Annotated in this window: 2 protein-coding genes; both read left to right on the forward strand. The window is 68.8% G+C overall.

From position 1 onward, the window contains the following. Window positions 1-149: 149 nt before the first annotated feature. Window positions 150-23,330 carry a non-ribosomal peptide synthase/polyketide synthase gene (locus JWN03_RS38140; RefSeq protein WP_297625932.1) on the forward strand — a complete coding sequence of 7,727 codons (23,181 nt, stop codon included), beginning with the start codon at window positions 150-152 and terminating at the stop codon, window positions 23,328-23,330. Then, window positions 23,327-23,551 (forward strand): MbtH family protein, encoded by a 225-nt coding sequence (locus JWN03_RS38145; RefSeq protein ID WP_297625934.1) that lies wholly within the window; start codon window positions 23,327-23,329, stop codon window positions 23,549-23,551. The genes JWN03_RS38140 and JWN03_RS38145 overlap by 4 nt, the downstream gene beginning before the upstream one ends.

A 23,551-nucleotide genomic window follows, 5' to 3' on the forward strand; every position in this document is an offset into this window, starting at 1 on the left:
GACCGGTCTTATCAACATATTTCGGGCTAAAACCAATCCGTCCGTCTGGTCTGTGCGATTAACTCTCTGGGAGTTGCAGCGATGTTGCTGTCTGCCCTGTGATTGTTCAGGATCGTCCAGATTCTTCTATCGGAGATTGGAGTGTTTTGATGACCGCCTTGGCCTCGGAGCCCGCAGGTCGTGACGCATCGGACACGGTATTCTCTTTTCCCTTGTCAGAGGCACAGATTGGCATATGGAACGCTCAGCACATTGCGCCCGATGAGCCGCTGACAGTCGCGCAGTACGTCGAGATTCATGGTGATTTTGATGTGGCGCGCCTCGGACAGGCCGCGCGCTTATGTGCTAGGGATTTGCAGAGCCCTCGGCTGCGAATCGTTGAGGTAGCAGGAGACCCACGTCAGGTGGTGGGACCGGACGAGCCGATCGACATGGCCCGGCACGACTTCCGATCCTGCGACGACCCCCGCGCCGCCGCGATGTCCTGGATGCGCCGCGACTCCGCCGTACCGATTCCGCTGCTGGACCATCGGCTCTTCGAGTCCGCCGTACTGCGCACCGGCGACGACGAATACCTCTGGTACGCCAAGATGCACCACATCGCCATCGACGGTTACGGGGCGATGCTGCTCGTCGCGCGCATTGCCGAGCACTACACCGCGCTCACCGACGGTGCGGCGCCGAGCCAGTCGGCCGCCGAGGATCTGCACTCCATCTACGAATCCGAACTCGCGTACCGCGAATCGGCGGCCTTCGCCGAGGACCGCCGCTTCTGGCGCGGCCGGTTGAACGCCATCGGATCGACCTTCAGCCTGAGTGACCGTTATGGCGCCGCGGGTGCGGACCGGTGGATCGAAGGCGGCGTGCTGCCTGCGACCTGCCGCACCGAACTCGATGCGGTACGTGAACGATTCGGCGCCTCGCGCCCGGCCCTGCTCACCGCGGGCGTGGCCGCCTACCTCGCCGCCGTGACCGGCAAGACGCAGGTCACCCTGAGTCTGCCGGTGACCGCGCGCACCACCCCCGAGCTGCGCATGTCGTCGGGTTATGTCTCCAATGTGGTTCCGCTGCACGTCGATATCGCCGCGCACACCACGATCGCGGATCTGGTCGGCCGGGTCGACCCCAGCATTCGGGACGCCCTGCGGCATCAGCGGTACCGGCACGAGGACATGCAGCGCGACCGGGGTGCGGCCGGCGAGCACCGCAGCTTCTTCGGCCCCGTCGTCAACATTATGCTGTTCCACAACGGTCTTCGTTTCGGCCGTGCGGCCGCGACCATGCATCTGCTGTCGACCGGACCGGTGGAGGACCTGTCGGTCAATATCTACAACGGCTCCGGCGCGGGCGAACTGCATGTCGACTTCATCGGCAATCCGGCCCGCTACACCGCCGACGAACTGCGCGCGCACCACCGCCGCTTCCTGGACTACCTCACCGAATTCCTGATCACCGCTCCCGAATCCGTGCTCGCCGACCTGGCTGTCATGGGCCCGGCGGAGCAGGAACTGGTGCTGCGGGATTGGGCGCGGACTCCCGCCGAATCGCTGCCCTCCGAAGACACGCTGGTCGACCTGTTCGATTCCACGGTCGCCGCGCACGCCGCCGCGACCGCTGTCACCTGCGACGGAGTAGCGCTCACCTACCGCGAGCTGGACGCTCGTGCCAATCGCCTTGCCCGGGAGCTCATCCGGCACGGCGTCGGCCCCGAGACTCTGGTCGCCGTGGCGCTGCCGCGCTCGCTGGACCTTGTGGTCGCCTTGCTCGCGGTGATCAAGGCCGGCGGCGGGTACCTCCCGATCGATCCGGACTACCCCGCCGATCGCATCGCGTACATGCTCACCGATGCCGGGCCCGCGTGCGCGATCAGTTCCGCGGCACTGCGGTCGGCGCTGCCGGCGGGCCTGCCGGTCATTGCGGTGGAGTCCGTCGCCCCCGCCGCCGACGGCAGCCCCATCACCGCGGCCGAGCGCCGTGGCACGCTCACACCCGGCAATGTCGCCTATGTCATCTACACCTCGGGATCGACCGGCCGCCCCAAGGGTGTGCAGATCCCGCACGCGAATGTCGCGACCCTGTTCGGAAACACCGACCGCGCCTACGGATTCGATCAAAGCGATGTGTGGACCCTGTTCCACTCCTATGCCTTCGACTTCTCGGTCTGGGAGTTGTGGGGTCCGCTGCTGTACGGCGGCACCCTGGTCGTTGTCGACTACGAGACCTCGCGGTCGCCCGAGCTGTTCCTGGCGCTGCTGCGCCGGGAGCGGGTGACGGTGCTCAACCAGACGCCGTCGGCTTTCTCGCAGCTGGTCGAGGCCGACCGCGTCGAGGCGGAACACGAACCGGGCGTGGCCTCGCTCGCGCTGCGCTACATCATCTTCGGCGGTGAGGCCCTGGAGCCGCGCCGGCTGGCCGACTGGTATCGCCGCCACCACGACTACGCGCCGCGCCTGGTCAATATGTACGGCATTACCGAGACGACCGTCCATGTCACGCACCGCGCGCTCGATCGTGCGGCCGCGGCCTCCGGCGGCGGTGGCATCGGCCGGGCCATTCCGGGCCTGGGAATCTTCCTGCTGGACAGCCGATTGCGTCCGGCTCCCATCGGCGTCGCCGGCGAGATCTACGTCTCCGGCTCCCAGCTCGCGCGCGGCTACCTCGGACAGCCCGCGCTGTCCGGTGCGCGTTTCGTGGCCAACCCGTTCGGCGCTCCCGGCACCCGGCTGTACCGCTCGGGTGACCTCGGACGCTGGACGGCCGCGGGTGAACTCGAATACCTCGGCCGCGCGGACGATCAGGTCAAGGTGCGCGGTTTCCGCATCGAGCTCGGTGAGATCGAGGCGGCGCTGCTGGCCCAGGAACGGGTGCGGCAGGCCGCGGTGATCGTGCGGCACGCCGACGCGGGCGATGCGAGCATCGTCGCGTATGTGGTGACCGAATCGGCTGCCGCGCTGGATATTCCGGCGCTGCGTGGCGCACTGGCGGAGCGGCTGCCGGAGTACATGGTGCCTGCGGCCTATGTGGTCATCGACGCGATTCCCCTGACCGCCAATGGCAAGCTGGATCGTCGCGCGCTGCCGGAGCCGGTGGTGGCGACCGTGGCCTATCGGGCACCGGGCACCGCGGCGGAGCGGGCGGTGGCGGCGGTGCTGGCCGAGGTGCTCGAGGTGGAGCGCATCGGTCTGGACGACGGTTTCTTCGCGCTCGGTGGCAATTCCCTGAACGCGACCCGGGTGTCGGCGCGGGTCGGCGCGGAACTCGGTGTCCCGGTGCCGGTTCGACTGGTGCTGGAGGAAACGACGGTCGAGGGCCTGGCAGCTCGTGTCTCGGCATTGCTGCCGGAGCCGGGCCGCACCGCGCTCGCCGCCCGGGTGCGCCCGGCGCGCATTCCGCTCTCCCCCGCACAGCAGCGGCTCTGGTTCATCAACCGCTTCGACCACCGCGCCTACACCTACAACATTCCGTTCGCGGTGCGCATGGACGGCGACCTGGATATCGCCGCCCTGCGCGGTGCCGTCGCGGATCTCATTGCCCGCCACGAGCCTTTGCGCACCCTCTTCCCGGACAGCCAGGACGGCCCGCACCAGGTGATCCTGGATGCCGCGGCCGCCGTTCCGGAACTGCCGGTGCTCGAGGTGTCCGAAGCCGAGCTAGGGGAGCGTCTGCGGGCCATCGCCGCGCGCGGTTTCGAACTGACCCGTGAGACCGCACTGCGCATGGAACTGTTGCGCACCGGGGCACGGGAACACCTGCTGGCCGTCGTGATTCACCACATCGCGGCCGACGGCTGGTCGCTCGCACCCATGTTCGCCGATCTCTCCGCGGCATACGCGGCACGCCTGGCCGGGCAGACCCCGCAGTGGGCTGCCTTGCCGGTGCAATACGTGGACTACAGCCTGTGGCAGACCGAGACGCTCGGCGATGCCGCCGATCCGGCCAGTCCCGCTGCGGCACAACTGGATTACTGGCGCGTCGAGCTGGCGGACCTGCCGGACGAACTCTCGCTTCCCTACGACCGGCCGCGTCCGGCGGTGCAGTCCTTCCGGGGCGCGAAGGTGAATGTGGCGGTGGATGCCGCCGTGCACGCCGACCTGCTTCGGGTTGCCCGTGATGCCGACGCCACCTTGTTCATGGCGGTGCACTCGGCATTCGCGGTGCTGCTGGCGCGCCTGTCCGGAGGTCTCGATATCGCCGTGGGCACACCGGTCGCCGGTCGCGGTGAACAGGAGCTCGACGCGCTCATCGGTATGTTCGTCAATACCGTGGTCTTCCGGGCCCGGCCCGCACTCGGTGAGTCCTTCCAGTCGCTGCTCACCCGGCAGCGCCCGATCGATCTCGCCGCCTTCGCACACGCGCAGCTGCCCTTCGAGCGCCTGGTGGAGGAGCTCAATCCGGTTCGCTCGACCGCTCGGCATCCGCTGGTGCAGGTCGGCCTCTCGTTCCAGAACCTGGGCCGGATCGCGGTCGAACTGCCCGGACTGACGGTGTCCGGCACCGAGATCGAGACCGGGGTGGCGCAGTTCGATCTGCAGCTCGTGCTCACCGATCACTACGACAACACCGGTGCACCGGCCGGGATCACCGGCCACTTCGTATATGCCACCGACCTTTTCGACGAGAACACGGTGACGGGATTCGCCACCAGGTTCGCCCGGCTGCTCGATGACGCCGCGGCTCGCCCGCATCGGATGATCGGCGATCTCGACCTGCTGGACGGCGCGGAGCGGACCCGAATCCTGCACGACTGGAACGCAACCGGCCACGCGGTCGATGCCCGCCAGACGCTGGCCTCGCTGTTCGCCGCACAGGCGGCCCGCACCCCGTCGGCCGTCGCGCTCATGGCCGAGTCCGGGCCGGAGGTCGATCCGCTGACGGTGACCTATCGGGAGTTCTCCGAACAGGTCAATCGCCTTGCCCGCCACCTGATCTCGCTGGGTGTCGGTCCCGAGGTACGGGTGGCGCTCGCCGCGCGCCGTTCGGCGGAGCTGCTGGTCGGCATGTACGCGGTCGCCGTCGCCGGTGGCGCGTACGTCCCGATCGACCCCGATCAACCGGCCGAGCGACTGCACTACATTCTCGATACGGCTGCGCCGCAGTGTGTTTTGAGCACTCGCGCGGATGCGGCCGGGCTGCCCGCGGTGGGTGTGCCGATCGTCGAGATCGACGCGCTGGATCTTTCGGCGGTGCCGCCGTACCCCGTCCTGGACGGCGAGCGGCGCACTCCGCTGCGCCCGCACCACACCGCCTATGTCATCTTCACCTCCGGTTCCACCGGCCGCCCGAAGGGCGTCGCGGTGCCGCATCGCGCGGTGGTGAACCAATTGCTGTGGAAGCAGCGGACTTTCGGGCTCGACGGCGATGACACCGTGCTGTTGAAGACCGCCGCCACCTTCGATCTGTCGGTGTGGGAGTTCTATTCGGCGGTCCTCGTCGGTGGCCGCACCGTCATCGCGACCCCGGACGGTCATCGCGATCCGTCCTATCTCACCGCCCTGATCGAGGACCGGCGCGTTTCGGTACTGCACCTGGTGCCGTCCATGCTCACCGCCCTCATGACGGGACGCCAGGCGGAGCTGCCCGCCACGGTCCGGCTGGTGCTCGCCATCGGCGAGGCGCTGCCGGCCGCCACCGCGCAACGTTTCCGCCGCGCCAATCCGCGCATTCAGCTGTGGAACCTGTACGGCCCCACCGAGGCTGCGGTGTCGGTGACCGCGCACCGGGTGGACGACGCGGACACCGTGACGGTGCCGATCGGCCGCCCGGAGTGGAACAGCCGGGTGTACGTGCTCGATACCCGGCTGCGGCCGGTCGCGCCGGGCGTCGTGGGTGACCTCTATCTTGCGGGAATTCAATTGGCGCACGGCTATGTCAGCCGTGGTGTCCTGACGGCGGAGCGCTTCGTACCCGATCCGTTCGCCGTGGACGCGGGTGAACGTATGTACCGCACCGGCGATCTCGCCTCCTGGCAGGCCTCCGGTGAGCTGGAATACCACGGGCGCACCGACTTCCAGGTGAAGATCCGCGGCTTCCGTGTCGAGCTGGGCGATATCGAGGCTGCGCTGCTGGCCGAGGACGATATCGATACGGCGGTTGTTGTCGCGCGGGCTGATGCGCAGCGCGGTGATCAACTGGTGGCCTACGTGGTGCCGACTCCGGGTCGTACCGTCGATCCGGACGCACTGCGGACTCGCCTCGCCGCCGCCCTGCCCGCCTATATGGTTCCGGCCGCCCTCATGGTGCTGTCCGAACTTCCGATGACGGCGACCGGCAAGGTGGATCGCCGGGCGCTGCCGGAGCCGGTGTTCGCGGTAGCCCGCTTCCGCCAACCGGTTTCGCGCGCCGAGCGCGCGGTGGCCGCGGTCTTCGAAGAGGTACTCGGGGCCGAGCGGGTGGGCCTGGACGATGATTTCTTCGCCCGGGGCGGCAATTCGCTGCTGGCGACCAAGGTGGCGACGCGGCTCGCGCTGGCGCTGGGCACGATGGTCGAGGTGCGGGCGCTGTTCGACGCGCCGACCGTGGGGACGCTGGCTGCGCTGCTGGAGCAGTCCGGTGGCACCGGAGCGCGCCTGCTGTTGACGGCGGGGGAGCGCCCGGCGCGCATCCCGTTGTCCTTGGCGCAGCAGCGTTTGTGGTTCCTGAACCGTTTTGACACCGACTCCGGTGCGTACAACATCGCGGTCGGTCTGCGCCTGTCGGGCCGGCTGGAGACGGCGGCGCTGCAGCAGGCGCTGTCGGATGTGGTGGCCCGGCACGAGGTGCTGCGGACGGTGTTCCCGGAAGACGCCGAGGGCCCGCATCAGGTGGTGCTGTCGGAACAGGGTGTGGTGGTGCCGTTCGCACAGATCATGTCCGGGCCGGACACCGTGGATACCGATGCCCTCGAATTCGCCGCCACCGGTTTCGATCTCACGGTGCAGCCGCCGATCCGCGCGGGCCTGCTGCGACTCACCGTCGAGGAGCATGTGCTCGTCGTGGTGATCCATCACATTGCCGCGGACGGCTGGTCGCTGACGCCGCTCGCCACCGATCTGGTGACGGCGTACGAGGCGCGCCGCTCCGGCGGATCGCCGCAGTGGGCGGCACTGCCGGTGCAGTACGCGGATTTCAGTGTGTGGCAACGGAATCTGCTGGGTAGTGAGGACGATCCGGAGAGCCCGGCGGCCCGCCAGCTCGGGTATTGGCGGGAGCGCCTCGCGGAGCTGCCGGAATGCCTCGAGTTGCCGACCGACCGGCCCCGCCCGGTGGTGGCTTCCCACCGTGGCGCCACGGTGCGCACGCATCTGGACACGAACCTGCACGCGGCGCTGACCACCATGGCGCAGCGCTCCGGCGTGAGTGTGTTCATGGTGCTGCACGCCGCTTTGGCGACCGTGCTGGCCCGGCTCGCGGCCACCGATGATGTGGCCGTGGGCACTCCGATCGCCGGCCGGGTGGACCCCCAGCTCGACCATCTTGTCGGCATGTTCGTCGGCACCCTGGTGCTGCGCACGAAGGTGGACACCGGCGTCTCCTTCGCGGAGCTGCTGCGCTCGGTGCGCGATACCGATCTGGATGCCTTCGCGCATGCGGAGCTGCCGTTCGAGCGCCTGGTCGAGGTGCTCGAACCGGTGCGCTCGGCGGCGTACCACCCGCTATTCCAGGTCATGCTGTCGCTGCACAGTTCTGTCCCCGCAGCGGTCGAGCTGGCCGGGCTGCGCTCCACCGCCTCGGCGCTGGAGACCGGCGCGGCGCGCTGGGACCTGGAACTCACACTGATCGAACGGCATTCGGCACAGGGTGCTCCGGCGGGTATCGACCTGGGTCTCACCTACGCGACCGACCTCTTCGCAGAGGACTCCGCCCGGCGCTTCACCGAGCAGTTCACCCGGGTGCTGGCTGCCGCTGTGGCCGATCCCGGCCTGATCGTCGGCGAGCTCCCGGTGCTGACAGCGGACGAGAGCCGGGCCCTGACACCGGTATCGGGGGCGGACTCCGCACCCGTGGCGACACTGGCGGATATCTTCACCGCCGCGGCCGCCGTGGACCCTGCGGCACTCGCGGTGCGCTGCGGTGCTGCCGAGCTGACCTACGCCGAACTGGATCGGCGGTCGAATCGCCTCGCGCGCCTGCTCATCGGGCACGGCGTCGGCCCGGAATCCTTCGTGGCACTGGGTATTCCGCGCTCCATCGAGTCGGTGTGCGCCACCGTGGCGGTAGCGAAGACGGGCGCGGCTTTCCTGCCCGTCGATCCGGCCTACCCGCTGCAGCGCAAGCAGCACATGCTGGCCGACTCCGGCGCGCGGTTCGGTCTCACCGTCGCCGCACAGCGCGGCGAACTGCCGGCCGGCGGCGTGACCTGGCTGGTGCTCGACGATCCCGAGGTCACCGCCGCGCTGGCGAGCCTGCCGGACCTCGCGATCAGCGATGCCGAGCGCACTGTGCCGCTGCACTTCTCGCACACCGCGTATCTCATCTACACCTCCGGATCGACCGGTACCCCGAAGGGCGTGACGGTCACCCACACCGGCATCGCCGACTTCACGCGCACCATGGCCGAGCGGTTCGGCGTCGTATCGGGTTCGCGGACCCTGCATTTCGCTTCCCCGAGCTTCGATGCCTCGGTGCTGGAAATGCTGCTGTCCTGGTCTGTGGGAACGACCATGGTCGTGGCTCCGCCGCACATCTACGGCGGCGACGAATTGGCGGAACTGCTCGAGCGTGAGCGTGTCAGCCACGCGTTCCTCACCCCGGTTGTGCTGACGACCCTGGGTGCGGGCGGGCGGTCGTTGCCCGCGCTGCGCGGACTCATCGTCGGCGGCGAGGCCGTCGGCGCGGAGCTGCTCGAGCGCTGGGCGGTCGGCCGTGCCCTGTTCAATGCGTACGGTCCGTCCGAGGCGACCGTTGCCGTGGCCATGTCGAATGCCCTTGCACCGCACCAGCAGATTGTGCTGGGTGGTCCCATCCGGGGTGCGGGACTGGCGGTGCTGGACCGCCGTCTGCGCCCGGTTCCGGTCGGCGTTGTCGGTGAGCTCTACATCGGTGGCCCGGGCCTGGCACGCGGTTACTTCGCGCAGCCCGGTCTGAGTGCGGCCCGGTTCATTGCCGATCCGTACGGTTCGGCGGGCAAGCGGTTGTATCGCACCGGAGATCTGGTGCGCTGGACGGCCGAGGGTGAGCTGGTCTTCCTCGGTCGCGGCGACGACCAGGTGAAGGTGCGTGGCTTCCGCATCGAACTCGGGGAAATCACCGCGGTGGTCGCGGCCCTCGACGGAGTTCGCTTCGCGCACACCGAGATCCGGCACGACGAATCCGGACGCGCGCACATCGTGTGCTATGTCCGCGCCGAGGGTTCCCGCGAGCTGGATGCGCAATCAGTGCGAGCCCACGTCGGTGCCACGCTGCCAGCGCACATGGTGCCGTCGGCGGTTGTCGCACTCGACTCGATTCCCTTGTCGCCCAGCGGCAAACTGGATCGGCGGGCCCTGCCCGAACCGGTGTGGGATCTCGGTATCGCGGGCCGCGAACCGGCGACCCCCGCCGAGGTGCTGGTCGCCGGGGAAATGGCGCGCCTGCTCGGCCGCGAACAGGTCTGCGCGGATCACAGCTTCTTCGATCTGGGCGGTAACTCGCTCTCGGCCACCGGGCTGGTTTCCCGGATCGCCGCGGCGTGCGGACATCGGCTCGCGGTGCGTGAGGTCTTCGAGCACCCGACCCCCGAGGGCCTGGCCGGACTGCTGGATCAGGTTGCGAGCCAGGAGATCTCGGACCGTCCGCGACTCGGCACGTGCACTCGCCCGGCGCGGGTCCCGCTCACCTCGGTGCAGCGGCGACTGTGGTTCCTGAACCAGCTCGACACCGAGTCCGGTGCGTACAACATTCCGGTGGCGCTGCGACTGCGCGGCACACTCGACGAGGCGGCGCTGCGTGCCGCACTCACCGATGTGATTGCGCGGCACGAGATCCTGCGCACTCTGTACCCACAGGATGATCAGGGTCCGTACCAGGCGGTCATCCCCGCCGCCGAGGTGCCGCTCACCCTGGCACTACTCGAGACCTCTGCGCTGGAGCTCGAGCAGCATGTCGAGGTCGCCGCGGAGCAGGGTTTCGACCTCACCCGGGAACTGCCGCTGCGGGTGGAACTGCTGCGCACCGGGAAGACCGAATATGCGCTGGCGATGGTCGTCCACCACATCGCCATGGACGGCTGGTCGCTCGCGCCACTGGCCTCGGATCTCATGACGGCCTACGCCGCCCGCCGATCCGGGCACGCACTGGAGTGGCTGCCGCTACCCGTGCAGTACGCGGATTACGCGGTGTGGCACCAGGATCTGCTCGGTGACGAGGACGATGCGGAGAGTGTGGCCGCCCAGCAGCTGCGGTACTGGCGCACCCGCCTGGCCGCGCTGCCGGACTGCCTCGACCTGCCCGCCGACCGTCCCCGTCCGGCGGTGGCCACCCATCGCGGTGACTCCGTCCGCACGCGGGTGGATGCCGGGCTGCACACCCGCCTGACCGAACTGGCGCGCAGCCGCGACGTCAGTGAATTCATGGTGTTGCACGCCGTGCTCGCGATGCTGCTGGCTCGCCTCGGCGGTAGCCCCGACATCGCCGTCGGTACCGCGATCGCCGGCCGCGGCGAGCCCGAACTCGATGCGCTGATCGGCGCTTTCGTCGGCACCCTGGTGCTGCGCACGCCGGTCGACGGCGGCACCTCCTTCACCGATCTGCTGCACGCGGTGCGGGAAGCCGACCTCGAGGCGTTCGCGCACGCGGATCTGCCGTTCGAGCGACTGGTCGAGGCACTGAATCCGGTGCGCTCCACCGCACATCACCCGCTGTTCCAGGTGAGCCTGTCGCTGGACAACTTCCGTGCGCCCGCCCTGCGACTGCCCGGTCTGGATATCGCTGCCGTGCAGGTTGATTCGATGGTGGCGAAGTTCGATCTGCAATTCGTCTTCACCGCCGTACCGGAGGCGGGCGGCGGCGGCTCGGGTGGCTTGGACCTGTGCCTCACCTATGCCACCGACCTGTTCGATCGCGCCACGGCGGTGGACCTGAGCCGCCGTTTCGTGCGGGCGCTGTCCGCGGCTCTCGCCGATCCCGCTGCGGCGGTGGGTGATCTGGAGTTGCTGGCCCCGGAGGAATCACGGGCGCTCTCGCCTGTTCGTGGTCCGGCCGCCGATATCGTGCTCACGCTGCCGGAGCTCTTCGCCTCGGCGGCAGCCGATCCCGATCAGGTCGCCGTGGTCGCGGAGCATCGCACCCTCACCTATGGCGAACTCGACGAGTGGTCGAATCGCCTGGCGCGCACCCTGATCGCACAGGGCGCGGGTCCGGGCGAGGTCATCGCACTGGGCCTGGCGCGGTCGGTGGAGTCCGTCGTCGCGACGGTGGCCGTCGCCAAGACCGGCGCGGCCTACCTGCCGGTGGACGTGCGGCATCCGGCCGACCGGATTCGGCATATGCTCACCGACTCCGGGGCCCGGCTGGGCTTGACCACTGCTGCGGATCGTGAGTTGCTGCCCGCGGATCTGACTGTCCAGTGGCTGCTCGCAGACGTGGTGTCTGCTGCGGAATCGGCTGCGGCAGTGTCGGATTCCGAGCGTATCCGTCCGCTGGCCGTCGACGATATCGCGTATGTCATCTACACCTCCGGCTCAACGGGTGTACCCAAGGGCGTCGCGGTGCCGCATCGCGGACTCGCCGCCTTCGCGCTGGAGCAGCGCGCCCGCTACGGGCTGGAATCCGCCAGCCGGACACTGCATTTCGCCTCGCCCAGCTTCGACGCTTCGGTGCTTGAACTGCTGCTGGCATGGTGCGCGGGCGCGACCGTCGTGGTCGCTTCCGCGGAGATCTACGGTGGCGACGACCTGGCGGCGCTGCTGCAGGACCAGGGCGTAACCCACGCCTTCATCACCCCGGCCGCGCTGGCGAGTATCGATATCGCCGCTCACCCGCTGCCGGCGCTGCGCTGCCTGGTGGTCGGTGGCGAGGCGGTCGGCGCCGACCTGGTTGCCCGCTGGGCGGTCGACCGGGCCATGTTCAATGCCTACGGTCCGTCGGAAGCGACTGTGGCTCCGGTCATGTCGGACGCGCTCACCGCAGGTCGGCCCGTGGTGCTGGGCCGTGCCATTCGCGGTGCCGCGCTGACCGTGCTGGATACCCGGCTGCGGCCGGTGCCGGTCGGTGTGGCGGGCGAACTCTATGTGGCGGGTGCGGGCCTGGCCCGTGGTTATGTGGGCCGGACCGCCCTGACCTCGGAGCGATTCGTGGCGAACCCGTTCGCTGCGGTCCCGGGTGAGCGCATGTACCGGACCGGTGACGTGGTGCGCTGGACGGCCGCGGGCGAGCTGATGTTCGTCGGCCGCAGTGATGATCAGGTGAAGATCCGCGGCTTCCGCATCGAGCTCGGCGAGATCAGTGCGGTGCTGTCGCAGGCCGAGGGAATTCGCTTCGCACACACCGAGATCCGCCGTGACGATGCCGGAACTCCGCGCATCGTCGGCTATGTGGTCGCCTCCGGAGATCAGGAGCCGGACCGGCAGGCGGTGCGCGCATATGCCGCCGACCGGCTGCCGGGGTACATGGTGCCCACCGCGATTGTGGTGCTGGTGGCTATCCCGCTCTCGCCCAGTGGCAAGCTCGATCGCCGGGCGCTGCCGGAACCGCAGTGGGAGATTGCAGCCGGGCGTGCACCCCGCACCCCCAGTGAGATGCTGGTGGCGAACGCCATGGCCGAGGTCGTCGGCCGCGATCAGGTCTGTGCCGATCACGACTTCTTCGAGCTCGGCGGTACCTCGCTCTCGGCGACCCGATTGGTGGCACAGCTCGCCGCTACCACCGGCCGCCATCTCGGGGTGCGCGCCGTCTTCGAACATCCGACCCCCGAGCAGCTGGCGCGGGTCGTGGACGAGCTGCTGGCACAGGACGATCCGGGCCTGCCGCAGCTCACCCGCGGCCGCCGCCCGGCCCGGATTCCGCTCTCCCCGGCACAGCAGCGACTGTGGTTCCTGAACCGTTTCGACACCGATTCGGGCGCGTACAACATCCCGGTGGCGCTGCGCCTGCACGGCCGGCTCGATGCGATTGCGCTGGCGGCTGCCCTGCGTGACGTGGTGGAGCGGCACGAGGCGCTGCGCACCCTGTTCCCGCAGGACGCGGACGGCCCGCACCAGGTGATCCTGCCGGCCGCCGCCGAATTCGCGCTGCCCGTGGTCGAGGTGGCTGCGGAGGATATCGAGGCCCGCCTGTGTGCCTTGGCCACCAGGGGATTCGATCTGGCGACGGCACTACCATTGCGTGCGGAGTTGGTGCGGATCGACGAGCACGATCATGTGCTCGCGGTGGTCGTGCATCACATTGCCGCAGACGGTGGCTCCATCGCTCCGCTGGCGTCCGATCTCGCCACGGCCTATGCCGCACGGCGGCAGGGTGAGGCGCCCGCGTGGGCCGAATTGCCGGTGCAGTACGCCGATTACAGCGTCTGGCAGCGTGAGCTGCTGGGTGACGAGGCGGATGCCACCAGTGTGTCGGCGCAGCAGCTGCGGTACTGGACCGAACGCCTGCAGGGGCAGTCTGACAGCCTGGAACTGCCTGCCGATCGGCCGCGCCCCACGGTCCGATCACAGCACGGCGCTTCGGTATTCGCCCGGCTGGACGGTGCGTCGCACGCCGCGCTCTCCAGGCTCGCCCGCGACCACGATGCCAGCCTGTTCATGGTGCTGCACGCCGTACTGGCCGTATTGCTGGCTCGGATCACGGGCACCGGGGACGTGACGGTGGGCACCCCGATCTCCGGCCGAGCCGACGCGCGCCTGCACCCGCTGATCGGTATGTTCGCCGGCACCCTGGTGCTGCGCACCCAGGTGGATCGCGCCGGTTCCTTCTCCGAGCTGCTGGCGGAGGTGCGCGATCACGATCTGAATGCCTTCGCGCACGCCGACATTCCGTTCGAGCGGCTGGTGGAAGCCCTGGATCCGGTGCGCACGACCGCGCATCACCCGCTGTTCCAGGTCATGCTGTCGGTGCACGACGCACTGCCCGCACTGCCGCGGCTCGATGAGGTCGAGGTCGCGATCGAGGAGATCGCGCTGGAGATCGCTAAATTCGATCTGCAGTTCACCTTCACCGAATCGCATACCGCACAGGGTGATCCGGACGGCATCGACATCTGCGTGACCTACGCGACCGATATGTTCGAGGCCGAGACCGCCGAGCGTCTCGGCGCCCGCTTCGTCCGGCTGCTGTCCGGAGTCAGCGGCCGCCCGCACACCGCGGTCGGCGATATCGACCTGCTGTCGGTACCGGAGCGCTCCGACCTGGCGCCGGCGCGCGGCGTGAACGGACCCGTACCGGCGACCCTGGCGGAGGTCTTCAATGCCGCCGCGGCCGTGCGCAATGCCGTTGCGGTGGTGTCGGAGTCGGGCACACTGACCTACGGCGAACTGGACGAACGCTCGAACCGGGTGGCGCGGGCGCTGCTCGCGCACGGCGTCGGCCCCGGCGATATTGTCGCGCTCGGCCTGCCCCGCTCGCTGGAATCGGTGCTCGCCACGGTGGCGGTCACCAAGACCGGTGCGACCTTCGTCCCCGTCGATGTGCGCTATCCGGCCGAGCGGATCGCGCATATGCTCACCGATTCCGGTGCGCGACTGGGCATTACCACGGCCGCTCATTCCGGCGCGCTGCCGGAGGTCCTGAACTGGCTCACGCTGGCGGAACTGGAGCAGGCCGAATCCGCCACGCCGATCACCGATTCCGATCGGCTGCGCTGGCTGGGAATCGACGACCTCGCCTACATCATCTACACCTCGGGTTCGACCGGTGTGCCCAAGGGTGTGGCGGTGACCCATCGCGGCATGGCCGGGTTCGCGGTCGAGCAGCGCACCCGCTACGCGATGGACTCCGACAGCCGGCCACTGCATTTCGCCTCACCCAGCTTCGACGCCTCGATCCTGGAACTGCTGCTGGCCTGGTGCTCGGGCGGCGCCCTCGTGATCGCCTCGCCCGAGGTGTACGGCGGTGACGACCTGGCCGCGCTGCTGGACCGTGAGCGGGTGACACACGCCTTCATCACCCCGGCGGCGCTGGCGAGCATCGACATCGGCCGCTGGCCGCTGCCGGCGCTGCAACACCTGTCGGTCGGTGGCGAGGCGGTGGGTGCGGATCTGGTCGCGCGCTGGGCCCCGGACCGGCACCTGTACATCGGGTACGGACCGACCGAAACCACCATCATGAGCGCCATTTCGACGCCGCTGGCGGCGGACGCTGCGGTGGTGCTGGGCCGCCCGATTCGCGGCACCGGAGTGGTCGTGCTCGATGAGCGACTGCGCCCGGTGCCGCCGGGTGTGTCCGGTGATCTGTACATCGGCGGCGACGGTCTGGCACGCGGGTACCACCTGCGGCCGGGTCTGACCGCCAACCGCTTCGTCTCGAATCCGTTCTCGACCCTGCCGGGCGCGCGGATGTACCGCACCGGTGATGTGGTGCGCTGGACGCAGTCCGGTGAGCTGGACTTCGTCGGCCGCAGTGATGATCAGGTGAAGATTCGCGGCTTCCGGATCGAGCTCGGTGAGATCAGCGCCGTGGTGGTCGATGCCGAAGCAATTCGCTTCGCCCACACCGAGATCCGCGATGACGCGGCGGGCCGTCCCGCCATCGTCTGCTACGTCGTCCCGGAGGATGGGCAGAGCGTGGATATCGCGCAGCTGCGCGATATCGCGGCCGAGCGCCTCCCGGCGCATATGGTCCCCGCCATGTTCGTGCCGCTGGTGTCGATCCCGTTGTCGCCCACCGGAAAACTGGATCGCCGCGCCCTGCCGGAACCGGCCTGGTCGACGGTAGAAGGCGGACGTGCTCCGCACACGCCCAATGAGAAGCTGGTGGCGAAGGTCATGGCCGAGGTCCTCGGCCACGACCAGGTCTGCGCCGATCACGGATTCTTCGAGCTGGGCGGCAATTCGCTGTCCGCGACGCAGCTGGTCGCGCGGATCACCGCCGCCTCCGGGCAGCAGCTCGGGGTGCGCGCGGTCTTCGAACATCCGACACCCGCCGGACTGGCGCTGCTGCTGGATGATTCGATGGGCGAGGCGGCCGCCGGGCGTCCGGTCCTGATGGCCGGTCAGCGGCCCGAGCGGGTGCCGCTGTCCCTGGCGCAGCAGCGACTGTGGTTCCTGAGCCGCTTCGATCCGGGTTCGGCGGCCTACAACATTCCGGTGGGCCTGCGCCTGACCGGCCGCCTGGATGCGGCGGCGCTGCAGCAGGCGGTGTCGGATGTGGTGGCGCGGCACGAGGTGCTGCGTACGGTATTCCCCGAGGACGCACAGGGGCCGCATCAGGTGGTGGTGCCCGAGACGGCGGCGGTGCTGCCGTTCGTGCGCATCGTCTCCAGCCCGAGCACGGTGGTCACCGATGCGTTCGAGCTGGCGCAGACCGGGTTCGATCTTGCGGTCGAGATCCCGATCCGCGCGGCACTGATGCGGGTCGGAGTCGACGAGCACGTCCTCGTCGTCGTGATCCATCACATTGCCGCCGACGGCTGGTCGCTGACGCCGCTGGCCGCGAATCTGGTGGCGGCCTATGAGGCGCGCTGCTCCGGCGCCGCGCCCGCATGGCCGGCACTGCCGGTGCAGTACGCGGATTTCAGTGTGTGGCAACGGGAATTGCTCGGCAGCGAGGACGATCCGGAAAGTCTGACCACGCGGCAATTGCAGTACTGGACCGAACGCCTGGCGGATCTGCCGGAGTGCCTGGAACTGCCCGTCGATCGGCCACGGCCGGTGGTGGCTTCCCAGCGCGGCGCCTCGACCTCCGTGCGCATCGATGCGGAACTGCATGCCCGCCTGGCGAATTCGGCGCAGTCGAACGATGTCACTGTGTTCATGGTGCTGCATGCGGTGCTGACGGTGCTGATCGCTCGTACCAGTGGCAGCGGCGACATCGCCATCGGCACCGCGGTGGCCGGGCGCGGCGACGCGGCGCTCGACGATCTCATCGGCATGTTCGTCGGCACCCTGGTGCTGCGCACCAGGATCGACGGTGCGGCCAGCTTCGCCGAGGTGCTGGAATCGGTGCGCGACGCCGATCTCGACGCCTTCGCCCACGCCGATCTGCCGTTCGAGCGGCTGGTCGAGGTGCTCAATCCGGTGCGCTCGACCGCACATCACCCGCTGTTCCAGGTGAGTCTGTCGCTCACCAATATGGGTGTGCCGACAGTCCGCCTGCCGGACGTCGCGGTGACGGGCTTCCCGGTCGATCCGGGCCTGGCGAAGTGCGATCTGCAATTCACCTTCACCGAAGCCTTTACGGCGCACGGTGATCCGGACGGCATCGAGATGTCGCTGTCCTACGCCACCGATCTGTTCGATACCGCCACCGCCGACCGGATGAGCCGCCGTTTTGTCCGGTTGCTGGCGGCGGTGCTGGCCCGGCCGGAGATCGCGGTCGGCGACGCGGATGTGCTGTCCGCGTGGGAGCGTTCGGTGCTGGCTCCGGCGCACGGCGCCCGGGCCGCGGAGCCCATCACACTGCCCGAGCTGTTCGCTCGTGCGGTACAGACCGACCACCCCGCGCTCGTCACGGCGGAACGGACGCTGACCTACGGTGAGCTCGACGCCTGGTCGAATCGCCTGGCGCGCAAGCTGATCGCGCGTGGAGTCGGACCCGGCGATATTGTCGCACTGGGCTTGGCCCGGTCGGTGGAATCTGTCGTCGGCTCGCTGGCCATCGCGAAGACCGGTGCGGCCTTCCTGCCGGTCGATGTGCGGCATCCGATGGACCGGATCCGGCATATGCTCACCGATTCGGCGGTGCGCTTCGGGCTCACCTGCACCACCGATCGCGCGGCGCTTCCCGGTGATCTCGGCATCGAGTGGATGCTGGTCGACGACGCCGCCGAGATGTCCGCCGCACCGGTGGACGCGAGCGAGCTGCGCCGCGTACCGCGCATCGACGATGTCGCATATCTGATCTACACCTCCGGGTCCACCGGCCTGCCCAAGGGCGTGGCCGTCACCCATCGCGGCGTGTTCAACTGCGCCGAGGTGCAACGGGTCCGGTTCGGTGTCGAACGGTCCGCGCGCACACTGCATCTGGCCTCGCCGAGCTTCGATGTGGCGGTGCTGGAGTTGCTGCTGGCCTGGTCGGCGGGCACGACCATGGTGATCGTCCCGATCGACGTCTACGGCGGCGACCCGCTGGCCGAGCTGATCGAGGCGAACGCGGTCACCCACGTCATCATCACACCGGCCGCGCTGGCCAGCATCGATGCGGTCCGCTGGCCGCTGCCGCGCCTGCACACGCTGATAGTCGGCGGTGAGGCGTTCGATCGGGAACTGGTGGAGCAGTGGGGCCGCGGCCGCGATATGTCGAACGGGTACGGCCCGTCCGAGGCGACCATTGCCACCACCTTCTCCGAGCCCATGCATCCGGACCGGCCGATCGTGCTCGGCCGCCCGATGCGCGGGGTGACCACGGTGGTGCTGGACGCACGTCTGCGCCCCGTGCCGCCCGGTGTGGTGGGTGAACTCTATGTCGGCGGTATCGGCCTGGCGCAGGGTTACCACCGGCGTCCGGTGCTGACCTCCGAACGATTCGTGGCGAATCCGTTCGGCGGCAAGGGTGAACGCATGTACCGCACCGGAGATCTGGTGCGGTGGAATGCCGAAGGCGAGCTGGTATTCGCCGGCCGCGCCGACGATCAGGTCAAGGTGCGCGGCTTCCGCATCGAACTGGGCGAGATCTCCGCTGTGGTCGCGGGCTGCGCGGGAGTTCGCTTCGCGCACACCGAGGTTCGCAAGGACGACGGCGGCCGGGCGCATATCGTCTGCTATGTCGTCGCATTGGAGGGCGGCGCGCTCGAGGCGCGGGCACTGCACGACCTTGCCGCCCAGCAGCTTCCGGCGCATATGGTGCCGTCGGCCTTCCTGATGCTGGACTCGATTCCCTTGTCGCCCAACGGGAAACTGGATCGCCGCGCACTGCCCGAGCCGGACTGGACCGTCAGCGATACCGGTCGTGCCCCGCGCACGCCCGGCGAGGTGCTGGTGGCCAAGGCCATGGCCGAGGTCGTCGGCCGGGAAAGCGTCTGTGCGGACCACAGTTTCTTCGATCTCGGCGGCAACTCGCTGTCGGCGACACAGCTGGTGGCGCGGATCGCCGCCGCCTCCGGCTGCCGGCTGGAGGTGCGCGCGGTGTTCGAGCACCCGACTCCCGAGAAACTCGGCGCGATGCTCGATCGGGTGCTGTCCGCCGGGGGCGGGGACCGGCCCGCACTGGTCTCCCGGCCCCGGCCCGCACGAATTCCGCTGTCTCCGGCCCAGCAGCGGCTCTGGCTGCTGAATCGGTTCGATACCGCCTCCGGCGCGTACAACATCCCGCTGGTGCTGCGGCTGCGTGGCGCATTGGATGTCGAAGCGCTGCAACAGGCGGTCGCGGATGTGGTGGCCCGCCACGAGGTGCTGCACACCGTGTTCCCTGCGGATGCGGAAGGTCCGCATCAGGTGGTGCTGCCAGCCGCCGATCCGGCGCTTTCGGTGCCGCTGCACGAGCTCGCCGCCGCTGCCGTGCCGGAGTTCATCCGATCCTTCATCACGGCGGGATTCGATGTGACACAGCAGCTTCCGGTGCGTGCCGGGCTGCTGCGCCTCGCGGCCGATGAGCACCTGCTGGTGCTCGTCATGCACCACATCGTCGCGGATGGCGCTTCCGCGGGACCGCTCGCGATGGATCTGGCTGCGGCCTATGCGGCGCGGCGGGAACAGCGGGAACCCGGATGGGCCACGCTGCCGGTGCAATACGCCGATTTCAGTCTGTGGCAGCACGCGGTGCTCGGCAATGAGGAAGACCCCGAGAGCCCGGCCGCCCGTCAGCTGGACTACTGGACGAACAAGTTGGCCGGGACGCCGGACTGCCTCACACTGCCCATCGATCGGCCGCGCCCCGCGGTCCCGTCCCAGCGCGGTGCCTCGGTGTTCGCGCGCATCGACGCCGAGTTGCACGACGAGCTCACCGAATTGGCGCGCTGGCACGGTGTCAGCGTCTTCATGGTGCTGCACGCGGTGCTGGCGGTCCTGCTGAGCAGGCTCGGCAGCACCGACGATGTGGTGGTCGGTACGCCGATCGGTGGCCGGGTGGATCCGCAGTTGGATCTGCTCGTCGGCATGTTCGTCGGCACGCTGGTGCTGCGGACATCCGTCGCTTCCGGTGACACCTTCGCGGAACTGCTCGACACCGTGCGGGAAACGGATCTGGATGCGTTCGCGCACGCCGATATTCCGTTCGAGAGACTGGTGGAGGCCCTCGATCCGGCCCGCTCGGCCGCACATCACCCGCTGTTCCAGGTGATGCTGTCGGTGCACAATGTGGTGCCGGACCTGCCGCAGCTGGCCGAGGTGACCGCGATTGCCGAGGATACGGCGTTCGAGGTGGCCAAGTTCGATCTGCAATTCACGCTCACCGAATCGCAGACCGCACACGGTGCTCCGGACGGAATCGATCTGTCCGTCACCTATGCCACCGATCTGTTCGATGCCGGTAGCGCGGAAGTGCTGTGCCACCGGTTCGTCCGGCTGCTCACCGCCGCGATCGGTGATCCCGCCACGGCCGTAGGGGATCTCGACCTGCTCGATGCGCAGGAGATGCGCACGCTGGCTCCGGTACGGGGGTCCGCGTCGGTCACCGCCGCCACCTTCCCGGCGGTCTTCGCCGCGGCCGTCGCTACGTCGCCGGGCACGGTCGCGGTCTGCGACCGGGAGATCCAGATGAGCTACGACCAGCTGGATCGGTCGACCAACCGGCTGGCGCGAGCGCTACTGGCTCGCGGGGTCGGTCCGGAAGCGTATGTGGCGCTGGGTATTCCGCGTTCGGTCGAATCGGTGCGGGCCATGCTCGCGGTGCTCAAGACCGGGGCGGCGTTCGTGCCGGTTGATCCGTCCTATCCCGCGCAGCGCAAGGAGCACATGCTCAGCGATTCGCGGGCGCGCATCGGCCTGACGGTCTCGCGGTGCCGCGGGGACGTGCCGGTGGGCCCGCAGTGGCTGGTGCTCGATGATCCGGCCTTCGCGGCGGAGACCCGGTTCTATTCGGGTGCACCGCTTTCCGAGGCCGAATTCATCCGTGCACCCCGGCTGGGCAATCCGGCGTACCTGATCTACACCTCGGGATCGACCGGTGTGCCCAAGGGCGTCACCGTCACGCATGCCGGCTTGGCCAACTTCGCCGCGGAGCTCGCGCATCGGGGCGGGGTCACCACTCGGTCGCGGGTATTGCACTTCGCGTCACCGAGTTTCGACGCCGCGATCCTCGAAATTCTGCTGGCTCTCGGTAGTGCCGCGACCTTGGTGCTGGCCGATACCGGGATCTTCGGCGGCGACGAATTGCGGGACCTGTTGCGCGCGGAGCGGATCACGCACGCGTTCGTGACGCCGGCGGCGCTGGCGACCGTCGAACCGGCCGGGCTCGGCGAGCTCGAAATGATCATGGTCGGCGGTGACCGCACCGGCGGCGAACTGGTGCAGCGCTGGGTCGGGGCCGATGTTCCGGGTCGGACCATGCTCAATGCGTACGGTCCCTCGGAGATCACCGTCGCCGCGAGCATCAGCGCCGGATTGCGGCCGGGCGTGCCCGTCACCATCGGCGGACCGCTGCGCGGATTCGCATTGATGGTGCTCGACCGGCGTCTGCGTCCCGTTCCGGTGGGTGTGCCCGGCGAGTTGTATCTGGCCGGAATCGCCTTGGCGCGTGGCTATCACCGTCGTCCTGCCCTGACCGCCGAGCGGTTCATCGCGAGTCCGTTCGGCACGCCGGGCGACCGCATGTACCGCACCGGTGACCTGGTGCGCTGGGTGACATCGGCGGGACGGCAGGAGTTGGAGTACCTCGGTCGCAGCGACGACCAGGTGAAGATCCGCGGGTTCCGCATCGAGTTCGGTGAGATCAATGCCGCGCTCTCCGCGTACGCCGAGGTGACCGCGGCGACCACCATCGGATACGAGATGGCCAGTGGTGCGCTGATTCTCGCTGCCTACGTCGTGCCGGTGCCAGGTGCCGTGGTGAATGTCGAAGAGCTGCGTAAGCATGTCGCCGGGCGAGTGCCGGGATACATGGTGCCGCAGTCGATTACGGTCCTCGAAGCCCTGCCGCTGACACCGGCGGGGAAGCTGGATCGTACGGCGCTGCCCGAACCGGAACTGCTCGCGGCGGCGACCTTCCGTGCGCCCGGCACGCCCGTCGAAGTGCTGGTGTGTGCTGCCTTCGCCGAGGTGCTGGGTCTGGAGTCGGTGGGTGCGGACGATAATTTCTTCGAGCTGGGTGGCACGTCGCTGCTGGCTACTCGACTCGTCGCGGTGATCCGGGACCAGCATGGAGCCGATGTGCCGATGCAGGCGCTGTTCCTGGATCCCACCCCGGCCGGTATCGCCGCCCGGGTCGAGGCGCCGTCCGACGGCAGCGATAATGCCGTCGAGGCGGCATTGAGTCCGCTGCTGCCGATTCGCCCGAACGGCACACTGCCGCCGCTGTTCTGCGTGCACTCGGTCAGTGGTGTGGCCTGGAGCTACACCGGACTGCTGCCGCACCTGGAACCGGAACGGCCGATCTACGGTTTGCAGTTGCCGCACCTGACCGAGGACAACTGCGGTCTCGACACGGTCGAGGAGCTGGCGCAGCGGTATATCCGTGAGATACAGACCGTGCAGCCACACGGGCCGTATCACCTGCTGGGCTGGTCGCTGGGCGGTCTGATCGCCTACGACATCGCGACCAGGCTGGAAGCGGCGGGGGAGCAGGTGCAGGTGCTGGCCATGCTGGACAGCCGCATCCTCGCCGACGAACCGGAAATCGCGGACGCCAGTGCCGGCGAACTGCTCGCGGCACTGCTGGGCGATTCGAGCCTGGCGGCGGAGAACGTATCCGCCGAGCGCGCAGCGGAATTGCTGCACGAGCACCAGGGGCCGTTCGGTGCGCTGGGTGCTGCCCACATGGAGCGGCTGTACACGGGCTACCTGGCCGGTACCAGCATGGGCTACCGGTTCCGTCCCCGCCGCTACGAGGGTGATCTGGTGTATTTCACTGCCACAGAGCCGGATTCACCCGCACCCGCGGGTGGTCAGGCTCCGCCGACACCCGGCGCGGGTCCCTGGCGCGGGGTGGTTCGAGGCGAGATCACCGAGCACTTCGTCGGCTGCTCGCACGTCGATATGGGTTCGCCGCGAGCACTGGACGAAATCGGTCCGATGCTGCGGCAGCACCTGAGCGAAGGCGAATGCCGGACAGGGTTTTCCGTTCAGACCGCCGCCGACCGGCGCTGGTCGTCATCGAGTGCGAATACCGGAACAGGAAGGGACATCGAATGAGCGACACCAACCCGTTCGACAACGAGGAGGGCCGATTCGCGGTGCTCGTCAACGCCGAGGGGCAGCATTCGCTGTGGCCGGATTTCGCGGCGGTGCCCGACGGTTGGCAGCTGGTCCACGAGGGTAGTCGCAAGGAATGCCTGGACTACGTGGAACAGCATTGGACCGATATGCGTCCCAACAGTCTGGTCGCCGCCATGGCCGCCGACGCTCAGGCCTGA

This window comes from Nocardia sp. (genome assembly GCF_025465275.1).
Taxonomy (GTDB): domain Bacteria; phylum Actinomycetota; class Actinomycetes; order Mycobacteriales; family Mycobacteriaceae; genus Nocardia.

Coding starts and splice junctions, on each gene's coding strand:
- JWN03_RS38140 (WP_297625932.1), top strand. CDS start 150: ATGACCGCCTTGGCCTCGGAGCCCGCAGGTCGTGACGCATCGGACACG.
- JWN03_RS38145 (WP_297625934.1), top strand. CDS start 23,327: ATGAGCGACACCAACCCGTTCGACAACGAGGAGGGCCGATTCGCGGTG.